The 25836-nt window shown below is 48.2% G+C and carries 24 protein-coding genes; all 24 read right to left on the minus strand.

The window, feature by feature from the left end; genetic code table 11:
• Positions 1 to 11 precede the first annotated feature (11 nt).
• The 24 genes from rpoD to BUA17_RS18120 all read right to left on the minus strand — a co-directional run bounded on the left by rpoD (position 12) and on the right by BUA17_RS18120 (position 25803).
• The gene (rpoD, locus tag BUA17_RS18005) at positions 12 to 1151 is read right to left on the minus strand and encodes an RNA polymerase sigma factor RpoD (RefSeq protein WP_053781258.1); all 1140 of its coding nucleotides are present in this window, start codon (positions 1149 to 1151) and stop codon (positions 12 to 14) included.
• Positions 1152 to 1194: 43 nt separating this feature from the next.
• Complete coding sequence (dnaG, locus tag BUA17_RS18010) at positions 1195 to 3015, minus strand: DNA primase (RefSeq protein ID WP_063567020.1); 1821 nt, start codon at positions 3013 to 3015, stop codon at positions 1195 to 1197.
• Positions 3016 to 3062: 47 nt separating this feature from the next.
• Positions 3063 to 3551 carry a YaiI/YqxD family protein gene (locus tag BUA17_RS18015; RefSeq protein WP_063567021.1) on the minus strand — a complete coding sequence of 163 codons (489 nt, stop codon included), beginning with the start codon at positions 3549 to 3551 and terminating at the stop codon, positions 3063 to 3065.
• Between the two features lie 207 nt (positions 3552 to 3758).
• Positions 3759 to 5834, minus strand: a complete 2076-nt coding sequence (gene glyS, locus BUA17_RS18020; RefSeq protein ID WP_072734501.1) for a glycine--tRNA ligase subunit beta — start codon at positions 5832 to 5834, stop codon at positions 3759 to 3761.
• Positions 5827 to 6714 carry a glycine--tRNA ligase subunit alpha gene (glyQ, locus tag BUA17_RS18025; RefSeq protein ID WP_063567023.1) on the minus strand — a complete coding sequence of 296 codons (888 nt, stop codon included), beginning with the start codon at positions 6712 to 6714 and terminating at the stop codon, positions 5827 to 5829. The genes glyS and glyQ overlap by 8 nt, the downstream gene beginning before the upstream one ends.
• 408 nt (positions 6715 to 7122) lie before the next feature.
• Positions 7123 to 7875 carry a DNA repair protein RecO gene (gene recO, locus BUA17_RS18030; protein ID WP_063567024.1) on the minus strand — a complete coding sequence of 251 codons (753 nt, stop codon included), beginning with the start codon at positions 7873 to 7875 and terminating at the stop codon, positions 7123 to 7125.
• Between the two features lie 33 nt (positions 7876 to 7908).
• Positions 7909 to 8049 (minus strand): YqzL family protein, encoded by a 141-nt coding sequence (locus tag BUA17_RS18035; RefSeq protein WP_072734502.1) that lies wholly within the window; start codon positions 8047 to 8049, stop codon positions 7909 to 7911.
• Between the two features lie 99 nt (positions 8050 to 8148).
• Positions 8149 to 9048 carry a GTPase Era gene (era, locus tag BUA17_RS18040; protein ID WP_063567025.1) on the minus strand — a complete coding sequence of 300 codons (900 nt, stop codon included), beginning with the start codon at positions 9046 to 9048 and terminating at the stop codon, positions 8149 to 8151.
• A gap of 41 nt (positions 9049 to 9089) precedes the next feature.
• Positions 9090 to 9503 carry a cytidine deaminase gene (locus BUA17_RS18045; RefSeq protein ID WP_063567026.1) on the minus strand — a complete coding sequence of 138 codons (414 nt, stop codon included), beginning with the start codon at positions 9501 to 9503 and terminating at the stop codon, positions 9090 to 9092.
• Positions 9504 to 9791: 288 nt separating this feature from the next.
• Positions 9792 to 10163: a diacylglycerol kinase family protein gene (locus tag BUA17_RS18050; protein ID WP_063567027.1), complete on the minus strand. Its 372-nt coding sequence runs from the start codon at positions 10161 to 10163 to the stop codon at positions 9792 to 9794.
• Positions 10163 to 10660: an rRNA maturation RNase YbeY gene (ybeY, locus tag BUA17_RS18055; RefSeq protein WP_063567028.1), complete on the minus strand. Its 498-nt coding sequence runs from the start codon at positions 10658 to 10660 to the stop codon at positions 10163 to 10165. The genes BUA17_RS18050 and ybeY overlap by 1 nt, the downstream gene beginning before the upstream one ends.
• A gap of 33 nt (positions 10661 to 10693) precedes the next feature.
• Positions 10694 to 12943 carry an HD family phosphohydrolase gene (locus BUA17_RS18060; RefSeq protein ID WP_064636393.1) on the minus strand — a complete coding sequence of 750 codons (2250 nt, stop codon included), beginning with the start codon at positions 12941 to 12943 and terminating at the stop codon, positions 10694 to 10696.
• A 15-nt stretch (positions 12944 to 12958) separates the two neighbouring features.
• The gene (locus BUA17_RS18065) at positions 12959 to 13930 is read right to left on the minus strand and encodes a PhoH family protein (protein WP_063567030.1); all 972 of its coding nucleotides are present in this window, start codon (positions 13928 to 13930) and stop codon (positions 12959 to 12961) included.
• A gap of 6 nt (positions 13931 to 13936) precedes the next feature.
• Positions 13937 to 15130 (minus strand): sporulation protein YqfD, encoded by a 1194-nt coding sequence (yqfD, locus tag BUA17_RS18070; RefSeq protein WP_072734503.1) that lies wholly within the window; start codon positions 15128 to 15130, stop codon positions 13937 to 13939.
• Entirely contained in the window at positions 15127 to 15420 is a 294-nt protein-coding gene (yqfC, locus tag BUA17_RS18075) for a sporulation protein YqfC (protein ID WP_024628472.1), read from the minus strand. The genes yqfD and yqfC overlap by 4 nt, the downstream gene beginning before the upstream one ends.
• 172 nt (positions 15421 to 15592) lie before the next feature.
• The gene (locus BUA17_RS18080; protein WP_064636387.1) at positions 15593 to 16210 is read right to left on the minus strand and encodes a hypothetical protein; all 618 of its coding nucleotides are present in this window, start codon (positions 16208 to 16210) and stop codon (positions 15593 to 15595) included.
• A gap of 13 nt (positions 16211 to 16223) precedes the next feature.
• Entirely contained in the window at positions 16224 to 17234 is a 1011-nt protein-coding gene (gene floA, locus BUA17_RS18085) for a flotillin-like protein FloA (protein ID WP_162493573.1), read from the minus strand.
• A gap of 162 nt (positions 17235 to 17396) precedes the next feature.
• Positions 17397 to 18719 carry an NfeD family protein gene (locus BUA17_RS18090; protein WP_090810045.1) on the minus strand — a complete coding sequence of 441 codons (1323 nt, stop codon included), beginning with the start codon at positions 18717 to 18719 and terminating at the stop codon, positions 17397 to 17399.
• A 336-nt stretch (positions 18720 to 19055) separates the two neighbouring features.
• Positions 19056 to 19499 (minus strand): GatB/YqeY domain-containing protein, encoded by a 444-nt coding sequence (locus BUA17_RS18095; protein ID WP_053781272.1) that lies wholly within the window; start codon positions 19497 to 19499, stop codon positions 19056 to 19058.
• Between the two features lie 15 nt (positions 19500 to 19514).
• The gene (rpsU, locus tag BUA17_RS18100; protein ID WP_005547957.1) at positions 19515 to 19688 is read right to left on the minus strand and encodes a 30S ribosomal protein S21; all 174 of its coding nucleotides are present in this window, start codon (positions 19686 to 19688) and stop codon (positions 19515 to 19517) included.
• 189 nt (positions 19689 to 19877) lie between these two features.
• The gene (locus BUA17_RS18105) at positions 19878 to 20237 is read right to left on the minus strand and encodes a histidine triad nucleotide-binding protein (protein WP_024628477.1); all 360 of its coding nucleotides are present in this window, start codon (positions 20235 to 20237) and stop codon (positions 19878 to 19880) included.
• A 203-nt stretch (positions 20238 to 20440) separates the two neighbouring features.
• Entirely contained in the window at positions 20441 to 20740 is a 300-nt protein-coding gene (locus BUA17_RS18110) for a hypothetical protein (RefSeq protein ID WP_231952728.1), read from the minus strand.
• Positions 20741 to 21202: 462 nt separating this feature from the next.
• Positions 21203 to 24622 carry an SbcC/MukB-like Walker B domain-containing protein gene (locus BUA17_RS18115; RefSeq protein ID WP_072734504.1) on the minus strand — a complete coding sequence of 1140 codons (3420 nt, stop codon included), beginning with the start codon at positions 24620 to 24622 and terminating at the stop codon, positions 21203 to 21205.
• Positions 24619 to 25803: an exonuclease SbcCD subunit D gene (locus BUA17_RS18120; protein ID WP_072734505.1), complete on the minus strand. Its 1185-nt coding sequence runs from the start codon at positions 25801 to 25803 to the stop codon at positions 24619 to 24621. The genes BUA17_RS18115 and BUA17_RS18120 overlap by 4 nt, the downstream gene beginning before the upstream one ends.
• Between the last annotated feature and the right edge of the window lie 33 nt (positions 25804 to 25836).

Below are 25836 nucleotides of genomic sequence, written 5' to 3' on the forward strand. Positions count from 1 at the left end.
CCATAGTGATGTTATTCGAGGAAATCTTTAAGCCGTTTACTGCGGCTAGGGTGACGCAATTTGCGAAGAGCTTTGGCTTCAATTTGACGAATACGCTCACGCGTAACACCAAATACCTTGCCCACTTCTTCCAGCGTTCTTGTACGTCCATCGTCCAGACCAAAACGCAGACGAAGCACGTTCTCTTCACGCTCAGTCAATGTATCCAGGACATCTTCGAGCTGTTCTTTTAGCAACTCATAAGCAGCAGCATCCGCCGGAGCCAATGCTTCCTGATCCTCGATGAAATCACCCAGATGGGAATCATCTTCCTCACCAATCGGTGTTTCCAGGGAAACCGGTTCCTGAGCAATCTTCGTAATCTCACGAACTTTTTCCACACTCAGATCCATCTCGGCAGCGATTTCTTCCGGTGTCGGTTCACGCCCAAGTTCCTGCAACAGCTGACGGGATACCCGGATCAGCTTATTAATCGTCTCCACCATGTGCACAGGAATACGAATCGTACGTGCTTGGTCCGCAATCGCACGGGTGATCGCTTGGCGAATCCACCATGTCGCATACGTACTGAATTTATAACCCTTTTTGTGGTCGAATTTCTCAACCGCTTTGATCAGACCCATGTTACCTTCCTGAATCAGATCCAGGAACAACATGCCACGTCCAACATAACGCTTGGCGATACTTACCACGAGACGAAGGTTAGCTTCAGCCAAACGACGTTTCGCTTCTTCATCCCCGTTTTCAATCCGTTTGGCCAACTGCACTTCGTCATCCGCAGACAACAAAGGTACACGACCGATTTCTTTGAGATACATCCGAACAGGGTCGTTGATTTTGATTCCTGGTGGAAGGCTCAGATCATCATCAAAGTGGAATTCATCGTCTCCCTCTCTGGTGTTGTTCTCGGAATCTTCACTAGGGCGAAGGGTTACCTCTTCATCATTTTCGTTCACGACATCAATACCCAGGTCACTCAGTTGTTCATAGAACTCATCCATCTGCTCTGCGTCTTGCTCAAACGGGGAGAGTTTTTCTATAATTTCCTTGTAGTTCAACGAAGCTCTTTTCTTACCTGATTCAATCAATTGATCTTTAACCTGATCCAGCGTCAATTCTGTTTCTAGTTCAGTATGCTGATCATTCGCCATAACTCGACTCCCTCCTCCCTAGAAACATCCAACATTCAGATGTTCACTGTCTCTCTAGGGCAATCATTTCAAGTACAATTTGTGCCGCGCGTACAGAATCACCTGCCCGCTCTGCAGCAATCATTTCTTCTTTTTTCAGATCGTACTCTTTCTTACGCGGATACTTCAGCACTTCCCTGATGCAATCGTCAAGTGCTTGAATACTCCATTCACCTGGACCATCCATCATTGAGATTGAACTGACCGTCTTTTCCAGTCGGTCGTCATGAAGTGAAGACATAAAACGGCTTGTATCCGACGGTTTGCCTTGCGCATAATAGGCATATAGATAAGCAGCAATAGCTGCATGATCATCCAAGTTAAAAGCTTCACCAAGATGCTCATTCACGTACTGGGCAGCCTCATCATCCTGAAGCATCCAGGCAAGCAGTTTGCGTTCAGCAGCGTGATAAGCCGGCAACAGATTGGGTGTAGGCACCTGCCTATTTTGTTGCCTACCATTATTCCACCTTTTCGGGTTATTATCCCCATACTGGAGGTTATTTTTCATGGCCTCCCGTTCTTCATTACACTCCTGCTTCAGTGTTTCATAAGATACGTCCACTTCCGCAGCCAGTTCCCGAAGATATACTTCCCGTTCTGTAGGAGAAGACAATGGAGCAATAAGTTTCACCGCTTCCTTGGAATAAGCGATTTGTCCGCCGCCTTCTAGCAGTATATGGTTTTTTTTAAGGTTTATAAGCTTAAATTTTGTAGTCGTTACGGCGCCATCCACAATTTGGTTTCGGAACCGCTCGCCACCATGCTTTCGGATAAAATCATCCGGGTCGAGTCCATCCGGAATCAGAGCAATTTTGACCTGTAACCCAGCTTCCTCGAGTATAGGGAAGTTTTTGAGCGCCGCAGCCTGTCCAGCTCGATCACCGTCATAACATACAATGACTTCATCACACATGCCTTTAAGCATCAATGCCTGATTCTCAGTGAGCGCGGTACCCATTGCCGCTACACCATTCTGGATATCCTGATCCCAGGCGGAGATAACATCCCCATACCCTTCGAACAATATGGCCTGCCTTTGTTTGCGAATTGCATTTTTGGCATGATGCAGATTGTAGAGAACACGGCTTTTGTTAAATAACCGGGTTTCCGGTGAATTTAGGTACTTCGGTTGCCCGTCTCCCAAAATGCGACCTGCAAATGCAATCGGCTTTCCGCTCCTGCCGTTAATCGGAAACATCACCCTGTCTCGGAAACGGTCCACATAACCCTGACCTTCGTTTCGCTGTGACAGTAAACCACCCTTTTCCATCTCTTCAAGCGGAAATTCGCGCTTTTCCAGAAATTGTACCAAGGTATCCCAGCGATTAGGCGCATAGCCAATCTGGAATTGGTCAATGAGTTTGTCGCTAAACCCACGTGAGCGTAAATATTCCATAGCCACTTTACCGTGCTCTGTATTTTTCAATAAGAAATGATACAGCTTCGCGGTAAGCTCATATGCTTCCAATAAACGTTCGGTTTCTGGATTAACATGAGCCGATTCACGCCCCTGCCAGTCCCCCATTGAAATGTGGCTTTCTTCTGCCATCGTCTTGACGGCCTCGGGAAAGGATAACCCTTCGATTTCCATCCTGAATTTGATGGCATTTCCACCCGTGCCGCAACCGTAGCAATAGAAAATTTGTTTCTCAGGCGTAACTGTAAACGAAGGCGTCTTCTCAGAATGAAAAGGACAGAGGCCTTTCATATATTTCCCCTGTTTGGTCAGATGTACAAATCGGCTCACCGTATCGACGATATCATGCTGCTGTAACACCGATTCAATAATGCTTTCGGGTATACCGCCTTGTCCGGTACTCATCTTGGTCCACCTTCATCTCTTTAACACGTAAATATTATTCGATAAACTTACACATTCTCCTGCAAATCTTTCAAAAGTTTTGTCAGTTTATGTTGAAAAATTTCCCGATCCTGCTCTGTGAAAGGCTTTGGGCCTTTTCCATAATGCCCTCTTTTTCGTGCTTTGGCGGCAGTATGACGGGAATCCAGCATGAAATCAATGTCACGATCATTAAATTCACGACCACGAAATGATAAAACATAACAACGTTTGCCAAGTGCGAGCGCCGCCAGTCCATAATCCTGTGTAATGACCACATCGTATGGCTTGATGTGATTGGCAATGTAAAGGTCTGCACTCTGATCACTTCGATCTACCTGAACGGTGCGCACTCCTTCTCCGCCCTGAAGAAAATGATCAAATGAAGAAACCATCAATACAGGAACTTTGAATTGGAGAGCTGTTTCTGCGATCTCAGCCTTGACCGGGCAAGCATCACCATCCACAACAATGTGGCGTACATTCAACTCACTCAAAGCCAGACCACCCGGTTTCATAAAATAGCTGCATATTGTAATATACGACCCCAGCCAGTCAAAATCCTTCTGACCGGTCTATGGAAATCAAAGGCTAAAATACGGAACGGCTGTAAATATAAATTTTTCACAATCCGTTCCGTATATTTATACCCTCATATATCCTTCTTTAATACTGAATTTATGCTTTGCCGCAGATCTGTCCACTCAGAGCAGAAAAGGACCCGACTACCAGACCAATTTGGAGAAATCAGCAAAAGCTTTCAGATCACGGTCAATGGCTGCAAGCAATGCCAGACGATTCGCACGCACAGCCTCGTCTTCAGCCATAACCATAACCGAATCGAAGAATACGGTGATAGCTTCCTTCCAAGCTGATGCAATCGCGAGCGCTTCAGCAGCAGCATGCTGAGACAATACCTGACGATATTCCTCATTGGTTTTGCTCCATGCTGCATGCAGCTGGCGCTCTCCTTCTTCTGTGAAGAGTTCTGCATGTACCGAAGCATTGGATGCTTTGGCAGCCAGATTACCGACACGGTTGAAGGATTCGACGGTTGTTTTGAAGGCATCTCCCGTTTGGACAGCTGCCATGAGTGCCTCACCTTTTGGAACTACCGCGCTGATATCATCAAATCCGGAAGAAATCACTGCGTCCACAACATCATAACGGACCGTTTCCGACAACAGTTTTTTCACACGAAGACCGAAGAAGTCCTGCAAATCTTTACGAACCTCTTCATCCGCACGTTTCAACAGGTTCATCTGAGCATGCACTTGAAGTGCAACGCCGAATACATCGGACAATGTCAGCGGAAGATTGTGATCCAGCAAAATTTGTACGATCCCTGCTGCCTGACGGCGCAGCGCGTAAGGATCTTGAGATCCTGTAGGAATGATATTGATCGAGAAACATCCTACAATTGTATCCATTTTATCCGCAGCACTCACAATAGCACCAACGAGCGAAGCAGGAGATTGATCTCCAGCGAATCGTGGCTGATAGTGCTCAAATACCGCTTTGGCCACTTCTTCTTTTTCACCAGCTTTACGGGCATAATCCTCACCCATCACACCTTGCAGTTCAGGGAATTCTCCCACCATAAGTGTAACAAGGTCGAATTTGCAGATATCCGCAGAACGATTCACCGCTTCGGCTACATCGGCTGGTACTTGCAGCTTGCTAGCCAGACCATCCGCAATTTTGCGAATACGGCGAACTTTATCTCCAACCGTTCCCAGCTCTTCCTGGAAGACGATACTTTCCAGTTTCGACAATGCATCCTTAATCTCCAGCTTCTGGTCTTCCTCGTAGAAGAACTTGGCATCAGACAGACGTGCACGAAGTACCTTTTCGTTTCCTTTTGCAATGACATCCAGTGAATCGCTACCGCCGTTGCGAACCGTAACGAAGTATGGCAGCAATTGTCCATCATTATCAAGCACCGGGAAATAACGTTGATGCTCACGCATCGAAGTAATCAGTACCTCTTGTGGAATATTCAAAAATGAAGATTCGAATGTTCCGAACAGCACTGTTGGTGTCTCAACCAGGAACAGGACCTCTTCCAGCAAATCTTCCTTGATCGCAATATCCCATTTCTTCTCGGCAGCCAGTGCCTGGATCTGGGATACAATCATGTGCTCACGTTCTTTGATATCCGCAATGACATGCTCGGAACGAAGCACTTCCACATACGAAGCGGGATCCGAAATGATCGCCTCTTTTCCGAGGAAACGATGTCCACGTGTTACATTGCCAGACTTTACGCCTGCAACTTCCAATTCAATAACATCGCTGCCCAGCAGAGCAACAATCCAGCGAATCGGACGCACAAATTTGAAATCATACGAAGCCCAACGCATGAATTTCGGGAACGTCATGGCATGCAGTATAGCCAGCAAACCCTGACCAATTACAGATGAGGTTTCAACGCCTTTACTGCTCTTGGTCGCGTAGATATATTCCACGCCGCTCAGTTCCTTGAATGTAAACTGATCCGGTTCAACTCCCTGACTACGGGCAAATCCGAGTGCAGCTTTACTCCAGTTACCACTGTCGTCGAGTGCTATTTTACGGGAAGGTCCTTTAACTTCTTCCTCCACGTCTTCCTGTTTCTCGGCAACATCTTTGATCAAAACAGCCAATCGGCGCGGTGTGGCATAGGCATTCACTTCACCGTAAGAAATGCGGGATGCATCCAGCCATTTCACGACACGATCCTGCAGCTGTTCAATTGCTGCTCGCATGAAGCGTGCAGGCACTTCTTCCAGACCAATTTCAAATAACAGATCCTTAGACATGCTCAGCTCCCCCTTTCTTGATCAGCGGGAAGCCGAGCTTCTCACGCTCTTCCACATATGTTGCAGCCACTTGACGAGCCAGATTACGGACACGGGTAATGTACCCAGTACGCTCCGTTACACTGATTGCTCCGCGCGCATCCAACAGGTTGAACGTATGGGAACATTTCAACACATAGTCATATGCCGGGAAAACCAGATTCTGTGCCATAGCCTTGTTCGCTTCCTCTTCATGCATGTTGAAGAGCGTAAACAACATTTTGACATCAGATACTTCAAACGTATATTTGGAGTGTTCGAATTCAGGCTGACGGAACACATCACCATATGTAATTCCGTCTACCCATTCCAACTCAAACACATTTTCTTTTTCCTGAATGTATGAAGCAAGACGCTCCATACCATACGTAATTTCAACTGCTACCGGATTCGTCTCGATTCCACCGACTTGTTGGAAATACGTAAATTGGGTGATTTCCATACCGTCCAGCCAGACTTCCCAGCCAAGACCAGCACAGCCGAGGGAAGGGTTCTCCCAGTTGTCTTCAACAAACCGAATATCATGTTTGAGCGGATCAATACCCAACTGTTTCAGACTTTCCAGGTAAATCTCCTGAATATTGTCTGGCGAAGGCTTGATAATAACCTGGAATTGATGATGCTGATAGAGACGGTTTGGATTTTCTCCATAACGACCATCCGAAGGACGGCGGGACGGCTCTACATAAGCTACTTTCCAAGGCTCGGGTCCAAGCGAACGCAAAAAGGTCATCGGGTTCATCGTACCTGCCCCTTTTTCCGTATCATATGGTTGAACAATAATACAGTTGTGCGCGGCCCAGAATTGTTGCAGCGTGAGAATCATCTGCTGAAAATTCATAATCATGCTCCTTTTCGATGGTTTGTGATGAACAAGCCTAGAACGGTACAGACAATAAAAAGCCCTCGTCCTACGCCTGTTATACAGACATAGGGACGAGAGCTATTCCCGCGGTTCCACCCTACTTGGCTTAGATATAAACAGAGATCCTGTTCATTCAAGCCCACTTTTCCGTGTCATTCATGCTCCCGAGTGCCGTTTCACAGACCGATTCAACCCGGCTCCCACCATCCCCGGCTCGCTCACACAAGATTAGTAAGGTCAACCGACCTCTTCTGCTCCTGAATGTATAAATCAAGTCTCCTACTTTCTCGTTCAATGCATGTCTCCAAAAGAGAAATTATAGTTCATAATATATAAAAATAAGTACGAAGTCAAGATATATTACTTATTTCACATCAAGACGACTCAAATCCCGTACTTTTCCATTTGATCAAGAAAAGAACGGGATTTTAGATTCAAGCCAAGTTGATGATCCATAAAGGCCCGCATGATCTTTTTGATCTCATCCCGGGTGCCTTCGCTAACCGATATATTACCAAGCCTTTGCAGATCCAGCTGTGCAAACAGACGCAAGAGTTTCAACGCCTTCGGACTCACGGACATCGCCGGAGGATCAAAGTGTTTGCAAGCACGGCATAGAACGCCTCCAAGCCTTGGACTAACAAATAATTGCTCATCCGGACGCTCGTGACCACAAGAAATGCAATCATCAAGCTGAGGTCCGTACCCGGCTGCCTGTAATATTTTCATTTCATACAGGCTTGTGATGACGACCGGATCTTTCTCTTCCTTCAACGCCTGAAGACAGGCTTTCAACTGTTTGAACCAGAACGTACCTGTCTCTTCATCCTGCAACACACGATCCAACAGTTCACAAGCATAAGATGCATAGGAGGCCTTAATCAGATCTTCACGCAGCTCATGATAAGATTCGATGATCTCACCTGCGTTTAGTGTTCCCAGACCGGTGTTACGAAAATATACATATTGACCGTACGTAAATGGCTGCACCAGTGCAGCATGTCGGCTTTTGGGCTTTTTGGCACCGCGGACGAGTACCCCTACTTTCCCGCCGCTTTCGGTGCAAAGCGTAATGATTTTGTTTCCCTCGCCGTAGTCCATGCTGCGGATGACAATCCCTTCCACCCTGTATAGCATGCCTCGTCACCTAACCATTCCCGAATTAGCCAATTAACTTTCGGCTTCTTCATCTTCAATCACTTCCCTTGCAGGTTCCGACTCCTGTCCCACTGAGCTACATGCCTCGGCATACAACAGATAGGATTCCACATCCCCCGTCATCGCAAAAACCTTCCACGAAAAATCTCGCATCGGAATTTCATCCTCTCTTCGGAAATGACGTCTGCTTCTACCAGATAGGATGGAGTCTTGCAAGGTAAACTATGTGTTGCAATTACTGGATACAATTGATTAGTCGCGGCCAAAGCCAAGGTCACGCAGAACTCGATCCTGATTTCTCCAGTCTTTTTTCACTTTAACCCACAGATCCATGAAGATTTTGGAACCTAACAGGTTTTGAATATCATGGCGGGCACGTTTCCCCACTTCTTTAAGCAAGGCACCCTGTTTACCGATAATGATCCCTTTTTGCGAATCACGCTCCACAAAAATGACGGCAGAAATATAAACGACGCCGTTGTCCTGTACTTTCATATCCTCAATCGTGACCGCAATGGAGTGAGGCACTTCTTCACGCGTCATTTGCAAAATTTTCTCCCGAATCAACTCAGCACAAACGAACTGCTCCGGATGGTCTGTAACCTGGTCATCTGGATAGTACTGCGGACCTTCCGGCAAATACTTGCCGAGCTGCTCAAGCAAGGTACTTACGTTGCTGCCGAGCATGGCAGAAACAGGTACGATTTCAGCGAAATCATGCAGCTTGCGATATTCCTCAATCAGCGGAAGCAATGCTTCCGGCTCAATTTTATCAATTTTGTTCATGACAAGAATGACAGGCGTCCGTACATTTTTCAATTGTTCTGCAATATAACGGTCACCACCGCCCATGCCTTCAGAAGCATCGATCAGGAACAGAGCAGCTTCGACTTCTCCGAGCGTGTTCAAAGCGGTCTGGTTCATGTAATCGCCCAGCTTGGATTGACGTTTGTGAATACCCGGCGTGTCAAGGAAAACGATTTGCTGATGTTCGGATGTGTATACACCATGAATCTTATTACGAGTCGTTTGTGGCTTGTCCGACATAATCGCAATTTTCTGTCCAATGACTTGGTTCATCAGAGTGGATTTACCTACATTGGGACGTCCAATAATGGCTACAAAGCCGGATTTGAATGCTTGTTTTTTCATATGTTCCTCCTCAGGCGCCTAGGCCTGGAATGTATTGGTTTTTACTTTTTAGCAGAGTTCAGATCAGATGGTCCAAAAGCCCATGGCAATAGTTCGGCAACTGTAGTCTCCTGCAGATCACCTTTCATGTTACCCAGAATAACTTTCATATCCGGTTCACACAGTTCATACATCACTTGACGACATACGCCGCATGGAGCAATCGGGCCGTCTGTATCTCCTACAATGGCAATGGCTTTGAAACTACGTGGTTGCTTACCTCCTGCAATCGCACTGAACATGGCTGTACGCTCAGCACAGTTGCCTGGCGTATAAGCAGCATTCTCAATATTACAACCATGATGCACATGTCCCTCACTGTCAAGCAAAGCTGCACCTACACCAAAATGAGAATAAGGCGTATACGCTTTCGTACGTGCCTTAATTGCTTCTTGCATCAACAAATCATTATCCATAATTAATCTCTCCCTTAGGGTGTATATAAAGTTGCACTCAATGAGTTAAGTTCAACTTAAAAATATTTGCACTGGCCTCTCCGCTGTCAGAACAACCTTACGATCGCTGTTATCCCCGGATTTTATTGATTCCCTTTTCCAAAGTGAAAATCCGGTGATAAAGGCGAACGCTTCGCTTCTACAGGTTATTTCTGACCTCTCCGTTATTGTGCAAACCAGAAGTTCAACTTAAAAATGAGTCCAACTTTATAATTTGTGTGTAATATTAAAATCAAAACAAAAACAAAATCACAGCAAACCCAGCCAGCTCATCACCGGTTTAATGAAAACGATACTCCCGATGATGACGGCGAACACCGCAGCCAGCAAAACTGCACCGGCCGCGGTGTCCTTCGCCGCTTTTGCCAGCGGATGTATATGCGGATGCGCCAGATCTACAGCAGCTTCCACTGCTGTATTCATCAGCTCCGTCACAAGAACCAGAAAAACGGCTGTCAGTACAAACATCCAGTCCGTTCTGGAAATCCCGAAAAAAAAGCCGGCTGCACACATCAAAATGGCGACTCCTGTATGAACTCTTACATTCCGCTGAGTCCGCAGCCCGTATACGATTCCTTCCGCAGCATTGCGGAATACCATCCCCCAGGAGCGCCTTTTCATTATCGTGTCAACCCGGCTTGGGCGAGTACCGCTTCCTGTTTGCCCATCATTTCGGCTTCGCTGGCTTCATCTTGATGATCATATCCAAGCAAGTGCAAGAAGCCATGAACAAACAGGAACCCGAGCTCACGTTCAAATGAATGCCCATATTCTTCACTCTGCAGGATGGTCCGTGGAACAGAAATAATAATATCCCCCAGAACATCCGGCATTTCTTCCATTTCTTCATCTTCGTCCAGTTCGTAGATGATATCCAGTTCCTCATCCACAGTCTCATTCATTGCAAAAGACAATACATCTGTTGGACGATCAATGCCGCGATAGTCACGGTTCAGCTCATGAATCTGCTCATCATCTACGAAAGTCAGGGCCACTTCCCCGTCCGCAACACCCTCTGCTTCCCCTGCAAGGTTCAGCAGCTGCTCCAGCATTGCGATCATCGGTTCGGTGATTTCTTTATCCTGTTGTTCATTATTCCATGCTAGGTTAAGACTCATTCTTTCATACTCCTGTCTTCTCATATTAGCGAATCAACCCGCTTCAGGCGAGGTTGGCTTCGGTTTCTTCATTTCTTCCGGATATTCAATCCTGGAGTGGAATATACCCATGACGGTTTCCTTAAGGGTCTTGGCGACGATATCCAGCTCCCGCATTGTCAGATCACAGTCGTTAAACTGATGATCGTCCAGTCGACCTTTAATAATCTTTTCGATCATGGACTCCACTTGCTCTACAGTAGGCTTCCGCAAGGAACGGACCGCAGCTTCCACGCTGTCAGCAATACCAACAATCGCCGACTCTTTGGACTGAGCCTTGGGACCCGGATAACGGAAATCATCTTCCGTAAAATCAGGTTCCACTCCTGCTTCCTCAGCCTGACGCAGTGCTTTGTGATAGAAGTAATGCAGGAAGGTTGTTCCATGATGCTGCTCAGCAATGTCCCGAATAGGCCTCGGCAGCTTGTAGTCCTTCTGCATTTCCACACCATCGCGTGCGTGAGCCACGATAATGGACTTGCTCAGCTTTGGATCAATCGAATCATGCGGATTTTCCATATTGTTTTGATTTTCAATGAAATAAATCGGTCGCTTGGTCTTGCCAATATCATGGTAATACGAGCCCACCCGACATAACAACCCATTGGCACCGATCGCCTCTGCGGCGGCTTCTGACAGGTTTCCTACCATCACACTGTGGTGATACGTGCCCGGTGTCTCTGTTAAGAGTTTGCGTAGTAGCGGGTGATTGGGATTAGACAGTTCCACCAGCTTCAGCGCAGACAAGATGCCAAATGAGGTTTCGAAAAATGGCATTAGCCCAATAACCAATATGGCGGTCAGTACGCCTCCGGCAAACGCAAATCCAATGCCATAGAGCGTTGTCGTACGGTTCCAGTCACTTGAGTCAATCAACGCCAGCGTGAAGACTGCCATCGATCCGAACAGACAGACCATAATGGCGCCTTTCAGGATCGTAGACCGCTGACTTGCTCGATGGGTGGCGAAGATCGCAACAAACGATACCAACACCGCGAAGAATCCAAGTTCAAAGTCAAAAATCTGACCCTGATGTGTATTCAAAATAATGCTCGACAGCATGCCGATAATAATCGAGCAGACAAAGGCAAGCGATGTATCCAGCAGCAATGCAATTAACATTGCGCCTACGGCAACAGGAGCAAGAAAGCCTACGTATGAATTCTCACTGGTCTGGAGTATCGCTGTAACATGCATAACCACAATCGTAATAATAAATATGAGAACAAGCATCAGCAGCTGAGCATTATTATATTTGAAATGCGTTCCGCTGAATTGCTGAATATACATGAGAATCGCTGCCGACAACAGACAAGACAGCATAAGCAGTCCAAGCTGAGGCCAATAGTTCACTTCGTTTTTCAGCAAATCGTTCTCGCCCAGAAGGGTGTACATCTCCGGGGTAATCATCTCACCCTTGGCAACAAGCGTATCTCCTTGCTTGATAAAGACCGTTTGAGTGTTCTCACGAGCCTGTACTTTAGCTTCTTTTGTACCCTCTTCATCGTAGAAGCGGTTAGACGTTACCACAAGACGAGCAAGCTCCTGTACAACTTCACGCTGCGTACGCTTGCTTAGAGAGCTCACACTCACCATCTCGGCCACTTTGGCACGAGCTGTTGTAGCCTCACTAATCTGGTCGGTCATTAATCTGGAGACGATATCCCGAGCAACGGCCTTCATCTCCTGGATATCATCCGAAGTCAGACGTGAAATTTTGATATATGTCTCTTCCGGGATGCGGTAGCTTTGCTCCTGTACCACATTTCTGATCTCTTCCAACAGAGTTTCGGAGTATGTACCCGCTTTCCGGTTGTTGTTGATGAAATTGGAAACAAAATCTTTCTGACGCTGCGGTATTTCATCACGATAGATGTCAATCTTGTCCTGACTAGAAATCTGATCATCCTGATTCAGTCGATCAATACGATCAAGCAGAGTCGTCATCAGATTTTCGTTCCGCATCTGCACGATCTGAAACATCGGCTGTACACGTTCAGCGGCTTCTTCTTGTGCTTTCAGTGTAGCCTTGGTATTCGGGATCTGCATGGGCGCAGCAATATTCACTTCACTTCGTGTGCCTTCCTGAATATCATACCGCTCTGGGAGTAGCTTGGAAGCAAGACTCACGTAGAAGAGGATCACCAGAAACAAAAACAGAAGATAGCGTGCCCACACGCTATACTTCCATCCTGTAGCTCTATTTTGAAAAGATTTGCCTTTTGACAGTTCCTTCGAGGTCATCGAGACAATCCCTTTCTATTCTTGATTTTCTGCGGCGTGGTTATAGGCGACGATGATTTTCTGGACGAGGGAGTGCCGTACAACATCTTGCTCGGCAAAATAGACAAATCCAATCTCTTCCACTTGGCCCAGTATTGCATTGGCTTCCACAAGCCCTGACTTTTTGCCGCGCGGTAAATCAATTTGTGTCACGTCACCGGTAATAACCATTTTGGAACCAAAACCGAGACGAGTCAGAAACATTTTCATCTGCTCCGGTGTCGTATTCTGAGCTTCATCCAGGATAATAAACGAATCATCCAGTGTACGTCCCCGCATATAGGCAAGAGGTGCAATTTCGATCAAACCGCGCTCCAGTGCCTTCGCAGTCTGCTCTTGTCCCATAACATCGTACAAAGCATCGTACAGCGGCCGTAAATAAGGATCAACTTTTTCCTGAAGATCACCAGGCAAGAAACCAAGACTCTCTCCCGCTTCAACTGCAGGTCTTGTGAGCACGATCCGCTTGACGCTTCCTTCCTTAATTGCTGCCACAGCCAGGACAACAGCAAGATACGTTTTACCTGTACCGGCTGGACCGATACCAAATACAACATCACGTTTTTTTATTGTAGTTACATAGTGTTTCTGTCCAATCGTTTTAACACGGATCGGCTTACCACGGTACGTCGTTGTAATCTCGCCTTTGAACAGATCCAGAAGCTGGTCTGCACGCAGTTCCTTTGCAAGCTCAATAGCATACTTAACGTCCCTTTCGGTTAACACATATCCGTTACGTACCAATTGCAACAACACATCAAATAATTGTTCAAGCGATTCCACATTCTGGATGTTGCCATGGATCACAATCTCCGCTTCACGGGATGCGATCTGGGCGGGAATCTCGGATTCAATCAGTTTCAGAAAAATATCTTGGGGTCCAAAAAGAGATTGACCCTCTCCCGCACTTTGGAGGGAGATTCGTATGCTGCGTGTTTGCTCTGACAAATAGCCTCATTCTCCTTGACTATGGACTAACGGAAGTTCTTCCGCAATGCTTTCTTCCACTTCAAATAATACTTTCATATAAACTTTACCATTCTCTTTCTTCTCATGCAAAATTTTTTCGCTTAAAATTTTCGTTCCTTTGCCGTTTTTGGCGATAATATCGTTTCTTGCTCCTTCCAATCCTTTCGTTCTAGCCCATTCAATCGTATGCTGCTCCTCTTGTTCCCGAGTTTCCAAATCTTTCTCAGTCAGCCATCCCATGGGAAGTGTGAAGGATCTCCAGGTCAGCGGTTTATGATCACTTTCGGTATCAAATGTGGTAAAAGGCGTATTCCCGTATCCCCAGAGTTGTATCGCCCATTTTCCCAGCACAATGTAAAAACGTTCCTTGCTATCTCCAGTCATCGTATTATGTTTCTGCACAAGAGGGACTTCGACTTGATATTCACGCCACACCAGTCCGCGCACTTCCCCTTTGGCTACAATGGTCTTTGTATTCTCTTCATCTCCCAAAATACCGGATATCAGTACCTGCCCCTTCTTGACACGCATGTCCTTCTGCACGACAGGGCGACCCTGCTCCGCGTAAATTTGAGTGATTACAGCGTCTGTTTTACTGACTAGATGTCTCGGGTTCAGCAGTGGTTCACGCTTGGGCTGTGCTGACTCCACAACCTGGATGGTGATGGTTGTCCCTTCTTTGCTCACCCCAATCCAGGTTACATCTGGCAGAGCCAGCGCGAGCTGTCTGGAGAGCTTGTCCTGGCTTTGCAGCCGAAATCCCCACTGGAAGGGGTAGATGCCTTCTTTCTTTGCTGCCGCGAGCACTTCATCCGTGGGAATCGTCACATTGCCTTTCACTTCTACATTCCAAACCATTGATGATAACGCAAACAGAGCTGCTACAAAAAATAGCATGCCGCCCAGAAAGAACTTCCTTCTTAACAAACGGGCTGCAAAAAAAGGAAATCCACTCCGGTGTGTCACCTTTACCCGGCAGCCTGTCCGTTTCAGCAAAGGACGCAGCCTGAAAAAATGCGGTAGCAGAATATTCATTTCTGCCTTGCGTCCATCATAGGCACGCAGGTCCCATACTTCCAGTCCCTGCTCTGCCACCGTATTGATTAATGCTTCAATATCCCCCCCAGTGACCGTGATTCGGACTGCTCCGCGCAGTTTGTACAGACTGGGCTGCTTCATCCGTTCCCCTCCGCTCCATTCATATGAATATCCAGAATTGTTCCTTCAACAGCCACTTCATCCGGCAAAATATTGCGAATCATCAGTTCAGTTCCTTTGATCTCCAGCTGACCCTGTGAGAGAGCCAGAACGATGCGATCCGGTGTAAAATGAATGACACCACGATGATTCTCTATATACAACTGCTTTGTGCCAATCAGGGTTAACCGTGGCATATCGTAAAGCACGTCCTGCGGCAGATCCAGAACTTCACTGGTCCATCTGCGCAGCTTGCGGCTGATCCGGGTCATTCGAAGGTCTTCCCCCTTCCTCTACAGTTCAACTTATGCGCAGATTCATAAAATTATGAAAACTACGGAACGTGTTAGATGTGAAAATAAAAAGAGACCGAGACAGAAAAAAGCCGTCGTCTGGATTTATGCTCACCAGAGACGGCTTTTCACTTATTAATATAATATTAAGTTATAGTTTTCCCCGTGTTCCAAAGGGTTGTTTAGAGCGCGGAGAACCGAGAACCTCTGCCCACAACACACCAGTACGAATGTCTTCCCGGCGGAGCTGGGACGGTCCGGACTCGCTGGATGAAACTTCATCCCAACTGGAGTCAGACACAACCGGTGTATTTGCAGTAGAGATACGATCGAGTCGCTCCCGAATTTCACGTTGTCGTTGCTCCATCACTTTCATTTGTTCTTCGAGGGAGTTTTCCATTCCACCCAGAGAACTCTGCCCTCCAAAGTCGTCATTCACAGGACGGGCAGATGTCGTTGCTGGCTGCGAATAGGTTTGATCATATCGATCATCGTACTGATCGTCATCATACCGCTCGTCGTATCGTTCGTCATACTGCTCATCATAGCGGGGATCTGAAGGAGCCGATGACTGCTGCGGTGCGGTATTTCCCCGCGAGCGATCATTCCGGTCCGAATCACCACTCCCTCCAAACGTAGGCATCCCGTTATTTGCACGCTTTTTGTTCGGATCAGCCGATTTGGCTGCTTTTCCAAGGAAGGAAAAGAGTGCAAAAGCGATGACTGCTACAATATACAGATTGTTAAAAATCCATTCAAATAGGCCCATATGCACTCACCGCCTATCTTCCGTTTTTGGAATCACCGTGATCGTTGGAGTTTGTATTTTCACCAGGTTTTCCTAATGTGTTGCGCATTTGAGTATCTGCTTCAATGTTTTTCAGGTTCATGTAGTCCATTACACCAATTTTACCGCTACGGAGTGCTTCAGCCATAGCAAGAGGTACTTGGGATTCGGATTCAACTACACGCGCTCTCATTTCCACTACGCGCGCTTTCATCTCTTGTTCTTGGGCTACGGCCATTGCGCGGCGCTCTTCCGCTTTTGCCTGTGCAATACGTTTGTCAGCCTCTGCCTGCTCCGTTTGCAGGAAGGCACCAATGTTTTTACCTACATCCACGTCCGCGATATCAATAGACAGGATTTCAAAAGCGGTACCTGCATCCAGACCTTTGGACAATACGGTACGGGAGATCAGATCCGGATTTTCCAGGACGTCTTTATGGGAATTCGAGGAACCGTTTGTACTTACGATACCTTCACCGACACGGGCAATAATCGTCTCTTCACCCGCACCACCGACGAGGCGGTCAATATTGGCACGAACCGTAACCCGCGCTCTTACTTTAACTTCGATACCATCTTTGGCTACCGCAGAAACAATCGGCGTTTCAATAACACGTGGGTTTACACTCATCTGTACGGCTTGCAATACGTCACGACCCGCAAGGTCGATCGCAGCAGCACGTTCAAATTCGAGTGGAATGTTCGCACGTTGTGCAGCAATCAGGGCGTTGACCACTCGGTCTACGTTACCACCGGCTAGGAAGTGACTCTCCAGTTGATTCATTGTCAATTGAAGTCCAGCTTTGGTTGCTTTAATCAGTGGATTTACGATCCTGCTAGGTGTTACACGTCTTAGTCTCATCGCTACCAGCGTGATAATCCCCACGCGTACGCCCGATGCAAGGGCTGAGATCCAGAGCATAACCGGGAAAAAGCTGAAGAATACGCTCAATACGATAATCGCAACTACCGCAATAAGCAAAACCGTAATCAAGGTTGGTTCCATAGTCAAAATTCCTCCATTTGCAATTTAATTTTTGTAAGAAACATGATAAAAACAGTGTGGAACTTTGCTGCTGTGCATTGATTTACACCACTCGACTAGCAGCCTCCGTAGAATGGTTATGTACATTGCCGAAGCTTTAATCAACTCCGGCAACAGAGCGGGTTACACCGGTAATGCTTGTTGAACCACAATCCGGGTACCTTCCGCTTTGATCACAATAATTGGTGTATCAATCGGAATGAAATCTCCATCCGACACCACATCGACACGCTCTCCGTTAAGTATCGCTGTTCCCGAGGGACGAAGTGGAGTCAAACTGATGCCCTGCAAACCGATCAACTCTTTGCGTTCTGTCGCCGAAGAGTATCCTTGATCAGCAGACAGCCTGTCACTTAATATGAATCGATTCCATATGCCTCGATCCTTAAACAGAATAACAACAATTGCAATGACTACCAGCGCGGCTCCAAAAGCAATACCTAACGATATAAATGCATCACTTGTATCATAGGCGGCTCGCACGACACCAGCGACAAGCGCAATCGATCCCAAAATCCCCAGAATACCGAAGCTCGGGATAAACATCTCGAGGATCATCATGATGAGTCCGACAGTGAATAACACCCATGTCTCCGCTCCGGCAAAACCGGCAATGTAGTTCCCTGAGAAATAAAGCACAAAGCACACGATACCAACAATACCAGGCACTCCGAACCCAGGTACAATCAACTCAATGATCACACCGGCTATTCCGAGGAATAGCAATACCGTCATGACGACAGGATTGGTGAGAAATGTGGATATGTTCTCTGCAGCTGTTCTCTGAACAGTGAACACATCATCCTGACTGTAACCAAGCCAAGCTGCAGCTTCTTCCGGTGTGTTGCTGATATGGTCCGCATAGCCCACTTTCAGCGCTTCTTCGGCCGAGAGAGCAATAATTTCACCTTTTTGCTTAGTTTTATTAATCTCAGGCATCTCCACGACCATGTTAACATCCGTCATTCCGGCTGCAATTTTGCCGTCACGGCCACTTTTCTCAGCCGCTCCCTGCATCTTGCTCTTCCAGAATGCAACCAGCTTCGGATCATCAACATGTTTACCCGTGCTGTCTACCATCGCTGCCGCACCAATCATACTCCCTGGCGACATTACGATCTTATCTGCATTCAAAGCCAGAAAACTTCCGGCCGAGGCAGCATCTCCACGGACAAATGCAACGGTTTCAACTGGGCTTTCCTTAATTAATGTACCCAGTTCTTCTGCCGTGTCGACACGCCCTCCCGGCGTATTGATATCCAGAACGATCAGGCCAGCATTCATCTCTTCTGCTTCTTTGAACCCGCGTTCCATAAACTTGCCAAGTCCCTGCTCGATTGGTTTATCCACCGGAATGATATATACGGCGCCACTTTTCTCAGCTGCATGCGCTGACGGTGATCCAATCCAGACAGGAAGCAGCAGCGTCAGTAGCATCATGAGCATCAATGGCCCCGTAAGCTTCTTCCGGCGCTTTCCCTTCACAAATAGTCCCCCCTTTTCCATTAATGTTATACTGTCCAGCTTATGGTATTTATTACGTACAATGCAACATTTCGTTTCAAAATCTTAAAATTATATTTGAAACCGGAAGCAATTGCAACATTTTAAATCCATAATCATATATATTATCCATTTAAAAGCAATATTTGTGAATTTCCATGAACAAATGAACGATTACTAATTACGTTTCAAATTTCTTCTGGAAAATGAGTACCGTATCAATGATGTAAAATGGAAAAAACACCCCCTGACAAGTCAGGAGGTGTTTATTGATTTGCTTTATTGCAGAAATTGTTGAACTGCTTGATTTACCAGTTTGCCATCCGCTTTGCCTTTGACTTTCGGCATAAGGGCAGACATGACTTTCCCCATCTCGGCTTTCGAAGAAGCACCGGTTTCCTGGATGGTCTGCTGTACAATAACTTTAATTTCTTCTTCGGTAAGCTGTGCGGGAAGGTACTGACTGAGTAATTCAATTTCCGCTTTTGCATTTGCCGCGAGGTCTTCACGGCCCGCTTTGTCAAATTCTTGGAGGGCATCTTTGCGCTGTTTGATTTCACGACTCAGAATATCAAGCACTTCGTTATCATCCAAATCTCTTTTCAAATCTATTTCAAGATTCTTGATCGTCGAACGAATCAACCGAATGTTGGAGAGCTTGAACTTGTCCTTGCTCTTCATCGCTTGCTTCATATCTTCGTTCAATCGTTCGCTAAGATTCATGTAGTTAAAATCCTCCTAAAACTTTCTCTTACGAGCAGCCTCGGACTTTTTCTTGCGCTTTACGCTTGGCTTCTCATAATGCTTACGTTTCTTCACCTCAGCCAATACGCCATCTTTTGCGATGGAACGTTTAAAGCGACGAAGTGCAGCATCAATAGTCTCGTTTTTGCGAACTTTAGTTTCAGACACCAGTTTTCCCTCCCTCCGACCAGACCGTCCAAGAGCAATAACACGGTTCATCACCTTTCATTATAGGCGAAAGGTAATAAAGGTGTCAACCTTAACGTAATGATCATTTATTTTATGTGAACTTCAGCTCCATATTCATGCCTTTTATGCATATATGAATCAGTCCTGATTTAAAGTAACTTGGATCGTTTATTTGTGTGAGTCTGACAAACTTGTCAACACGCCAAGTCGGGTCCCACCAAGCAAATGATAGTGCAGATGATGAACGGTTTGTTCTCCATCCTTGCCGCAGTTATTAATCAGTCGGTAACCTGTTTCTTCCACGCCGAGACGCTTGGCCGCTTCCTGCGCAGCCAAATGAATCTCACCGATCAACGGCAAGTCTTCCGCCGTTACTTCATTCATGGAAGCAATATGTTTCTTGGGAATAACGAGTACATGGGTCGGTGCAGCGGGCTGGATGTCATGAAAGACGATGACATGGTCATTCTCCAGTACCTTATTGGAGGGAATGCTGCCCTCTACAATTTTGCAAAATAAGCAATCCATTGTTCATACCCTCCTTCGAATTAAAAATTATGTATACCCTACTATCATACCGGAACTGAAAACTCACGTCCAATTTAACCTGTTTCAATTCAATAATAACAGCAACAAAAGAACCTCTCACATCTCAGTGAAGTGCAAAGAATACACCGAAGATGTGAAAGGTTCAGTTTTCATTGGTAAAAGATAATGCTTTCAAGGCCCTATTAATAATAAGGTAACAAAGATAATGCAGTCAGGCCGACCAACGGAAGGACCAGCCTGTTAAACCGTCTGCGACCGTAACCATAATAAGGGTATGGGTAGCCATAGCCCGGGAAGAATCCCCGTGCATGAGCGGGATAAGTAACTGGCATCATATTGGGTCCCCAGTTTGCGTTTGCATGATTAACCACAGCTTCATGCCCCACGGGAACAGCCAAATAAATCATGTCATCATCCACATTTTCCACAATGCCATCATAATGGGCACCGTCATGCATCTGTATACATACATAGCGATGCATGTGTTCCTTACACAGTTTCTTCGCTTCTACCTTTTCCACGTTCGATCGCCTCCCGAATCTGTTCTGCTCTTCATCACCCTTTCATCGTATTCAGATCTGGGCGAAATGACACTGTGAATGACAAGAGTTTCAAGATAAGGGCCTATTAAAAAAAGAAGCACCCCGTTGCAGTTTCCATGCGGAAGTCTGCTGTCGCGGACGTCTAACCAGGATTATTCCTGATCAGACGTCCGCCGGGGTGCTTAACATAAGTTTGTCGGCTTAACTGTAGTATAACAACAGGATGAACCTGTATCTGTGAGCTATCTCACTCAACTGTTACAACGAGTATATAAATGAGATTCAAACCAACAAAACTCAATCAATCAGGAGATTTCCCCCTCAGGAACAACCTTGTACGGCCGGTTCCTGAGGGCATCCCAATTGGGGTCATTCATTCGTATGTGTTCTGTGTTCAAGTTCCTATAATGTTTCCAATACTACGCGAGAGCCAGCTCCGGCCTCGCCCGCTGGAATAACTACAAGTTTGCGTGGCAAGCGTGCTCGCAGCTCCGGAACGTGGCTGATAATACCGACGGCAAGACGGTCATCATGCAATTTTTCTAACGATGTAATGACGGTATCCAGCAGTTCAGGGTCCAATGTGCCAAACCCTTCATCCAGGAAGAAGAATTGCAGCGGATACTGACCGCGCAGCTGAATCTGGGCAGACAGAGCCAGGGCCAGTGACAATGAGGTCAGGAACGTCTCTCCACCAGACAAGGTGGACACCGGACGTTTAACTCCACCGTTTGCATCGTCACAGATGACAAAGCCCCCGCCTGAATCCACCTCAAGTGAATAACGTTGTTTGGTCAGGAAGCGCAGACGCTGTGAAGCAGCCTGACTTACCTGCATCAGTTGTTCTTCTGCAATATACTCGACAAATGCATTACCTCTGAAGGCTGCTTGCAGTTTGCTAAGCATCTCACCTTGTCTGCTCACTTCTACCCGTTTGTTCTCCAACTCGGTCCAGCGAACGTGTCGCTGCTGCACATCTTCCAGATCCCGCTCTGCACGCGCCTTGGCTCTAAGAGCTGCTTCATCCTCTGCACGAGACAGTTTCAGTCGCTCTGAGCATGCCAACCATTGTTCCTCGGATACAACGACTCCGCCCAATTTTTGTTCCAGCTCACGCAATTGAGAAATAAGTTCACGATCACGCTCCCGATGCTGCTGAATTTCCGCGGCAAGACGCTCCGCTTCTTGGGAAGGGAGGGCTGCCTCCACAACAGCATTCTCCGAATCAAATGGCGATTGTTCCATCAATTGCTTCCAGCGTTCCTGTGCCTGCTGCAAATGCTCTGCTGCTGAGGCTGCTGCTTGTTGAGCCATGACATCCTTCTTGGCCGATTCCTGTTTCAACACATCCGCTTCCTTGAAACGCTGTGCTGAATCGGCAGCAATTTTCCGTAGTCCATCCAGACGAGTCTGGGCCGCAGCAATCAAATCCTCGACCCGTTGCTCGCCAACCCATTGACGCAGACGTTCTTCCTTCTCGGCAAGCTGTTTGCTGTTGCCTTGCCATTCCGTTTGCCATTGAATCAGCTGTTTGTCCAATTCAACCAGCTTCTGCTGAAGGGACTGTACCAACTGTTCCTTTTCTTCAAGGAACGTCACGCTCTTGTTCAGCCGTTCCTTGATGTCTTCTGCGCGCGCGTCTCGCTCCTGCATCGCCTGGTGAAGGGCCATGGCCTGCTCTTGAACGATGCCGGGCAGTTCCGCGGCCCAGCGGCCGTGCAATGCGGCTGCGGCGGCCTCACTCTCGGCCAACCGGCGCTCCGCCTGGGCGAGTCCGGCTTGGCCGGCCTCCTGCGCAGCAGCCGCTTCCATGCGGCGCTGCTGCGCGCCCACAGCCGCCTGCTGCAACGCGGCGGCTTCCGCTTGCAGCGGCGCTGCGGCTGCGGCCAGCGCCCGCGCGGCTTCGCGCAGTGCGGCGGCACGCTCCGCCCAGTCCGCCGGGGAGCGTCCGTGTACGGGCGAACCGGCGGGCTCTGGCTTCGCAGCCGCAGGCGCGGCCTCGGCTGCGGCCGGGGCTTCGCCGGCCGCAGCGCCAAGCTGCGTCAGCAGGCTGCGACGTTCGTGCAGCTGCTGGCGCAGCCCAAAGCGCAGCTCCTGCAGCTCCGCGTGCAGGCTGCGCAGCAGTTCCAGGTCCGCATCGCCTGCGGGCGGACCTTCTCCCGGCGGCGCAGCCGGGAGCGGGTGGTGTGCGGAGCCGCACACCGGGCATGGCTCGCCGTCGCGCAGCTCGGCGCGCAAGGCGGAGGAGAGCCTGTGCAGCTCCTGCTCACGCATGGTTCCGCGCAGCTGCTCCTCCGCCCTGGCCAGCAGGCTCTGTTCGCGGCCAATGTCCTGCTCACAGGCAAGCAAGGCCTCAAGGCCCACTGCCGCCTGTTCGATCAGATGCTGACGCTGTTCACTCAGACGGGTCTCTTCCTGGGCAGCCAGCTTCAGCCGATCTGCCCCCTGTTCAGCCGACTGCTTATTGGCTTCCATCTCAGCCTTGTTCTGGCGCAATTGCTCCGCCGCAGTATCCAAACGATGCTTCAATTCCAGTGCAGCCTGCAGCTGTCTGCGTTCTTCGGACTTCACTTCATTCGGCTTCAGACTTTCCTGTAATTCTTCCCGCCGTTTGCGGCCGCGCTGCTGTAGTTCTTTTTCCTTCTCCAGCTGCTGTCCGATGACGCTCTGTTCAGCCTGTCCTTTGTCCAAAAACTGCTTAAGACGGGTACTATCCTCTCGTAGCCCATCCCGTTCCCGTTGCAACTCCTTGGCCTGTTCAAGCTGTTCCAATCGAAGCAGCAGCTTGGGTTCTTCCTCAGCCATCTGTACACGGGCCGTTTCGGCCTTCTCGGCTTCCAGTACAGACAGCCGTTCATGTTCCACCGCTTGCTGGTGAGCAATCCCGGCTGCATCCTCACGTAACTTCTGCTGTGCTGCTGCGTCACGCATCGTCTGCAATGAAGGCAGTATCGCGTCTGCCGCCCCGGCCAGTTTCAGCCGTTGTTCCCCAGCTTCGATCTGTGGTGCACGTGCTTTCAGCTTTTCGTGTTCCTCCATACGAGCCTGGCGTTCATGGCTTAACTCACGGACTTTACCGAGTTGCTCGGCTTCCTTCATCGCTTCATCAAGCGTTTTGCGTGACAATTCAGACTGTTTCACAGCAGCTTGAAGAAGAAGCTCCGTTTCTTCCAACGTCTCTTTGCTGGCATTCCCAAGCCCCTGCTGCTCCGCGGCCAATGATTGATGAATCATATCATTGTCCTTCACCCGACGGCTGAGCTTGATGGCAAGCTGATCTCCATACTTCTCCAGATGGAATAAACGTTGCAGCATCTGGCGTCGTTCACTGCCTTTCAGTGACAGAAACTCAGCAAATTTCCCTTGTGGAAGCACAACGGCCCGCGTAAAATCATCCATTTTCAACCCAATGACATCTTCAACGCATCGGTTCACGTCTGCCAGTTTATCAGCCAGCACCTGTTCCTCTCCGTTGACGGTCTCAATGAATTTGCTTATTGTGTTGCTTACCGATACCTCATTGTTTCGTTTGAAGCGTCGTTCCACCCGAAATCTTCTTGTGCCTTCCGCCGATACAAGTTCAAATGTAAAAGCAACGGACAACGAATCCTCAGCGTGGTTCATGATTCCCTGGGTACCATTAACCGCACGTTCCACTTTTCCGTACATGGCCAGCGTAATCGCGTCGAGCAAAGACGATTTCCCACTGCCTGTAGGACCAAAAATACCGAACAGTCCCGTTTCCGTCAATACAGTAAAATCAATCTCCTGAGTCTCCCGATAACTTTGCAGACCTGCGACTTTCAATAAAATCGGCTTCAATTCCCCTCGACCTCCTCACGCACGCCCGGCTCGTCCTCATCTACGAGTTCCAGGAACAGTTGAACCAGACTGTCTTCAGGTAATGCCCCACCTGTCTGACGCTGATAAAATTTGCGGAAAAGCTCATGTACCGGAAGCTCGGATCGTTGCTCCAAAAGCCCTGCGGCTGCCATCTCGGGATACACCGGACGGATATGGATGATCCCGTCATGCGACTTACGGAGCTGCTGAATTTCTTTCAGAGACATGGCGTCATCCAGCCATACTTCCATATCAATAAAAGCCTGAGGATCACGCCCTTCATCCAGCCACCGATAAACCTCAGCCAGACCGCCACGTGCCTTCCAGCGTACAAGGGGACGTCCGGAGGTCAACAGCACTTCTTCCACGTTTGCGGCGCCCCCTGGTGCCACATCAACCATGGTGACGGACTTACTCTGCCCCGCTTCGGAGAAACTGTAGGCCAGTGGAGAGCCACTATAACGAATCACACCTTCTCCTTTAACTGCCTGCGCACGATGGAGATGCCCTAGTGCTGTATATTGCGCACCTGTCGACAATGCAGAAGGGTCAACCGTATAGGCGCCCCCTATCTGAATGGGACGTTCCGAATCACTTTCCACTCCGCCCAGGACATAAATATGACTCATTGCCAAATTCACCGTATCCGGACGAAAAGAAGCAGCCAGACGCTGCATTAACATGCCAACCCGGCGACTGTATGCCTGGCGAAGCACATTCTCATCCCCATCCGTTGTCAGCAGTTCATTCAGTCGCGCTTCCGAGGGGTATGGCAATGCAGCAATCTGCGCAGTCTCTCCAGTTCTCTTCGCATGGATAGTGACTGCTTCTGAAGAAGGCATACCTACAAGTGTAATTCCCTGTCTGTTCACAAGCGGGGTTACCGAAGCCACTCGCTCCGGCTGATCATGGTTCCCGGCAATTACCACAAGTGGTCTTCCTTGTTCTGTCAGACGCGCCGCAGCCTCATAAAAAAGCTGTTCCGCCGATGCAGGCGGATTTACAGAATCATACACGTCTCCAGCCATCAATATGGCATCTGCCTGCTGCTCATCCGCGAGTCTAACAAGCTCATCCACAAAATCCTCCTGCTCTCGCAGCCGGCTCCGTCCCTCCAGCGTTTTTCCCAGATGCCAGTCCCCTGTGTGCAAAATACGCATCGTCCGTTCAACCCCTCTCTCATGCAAAATCCG

This window comes from Paenibacillus sp. ov031 (assembly GCF_900143165.1).
Lineage (GTDB): Bacteria > Bacillota > Bacilli > Paenibacillales > Paenibacillaceae > Paenibacillus > Paenibacillus marchantiae.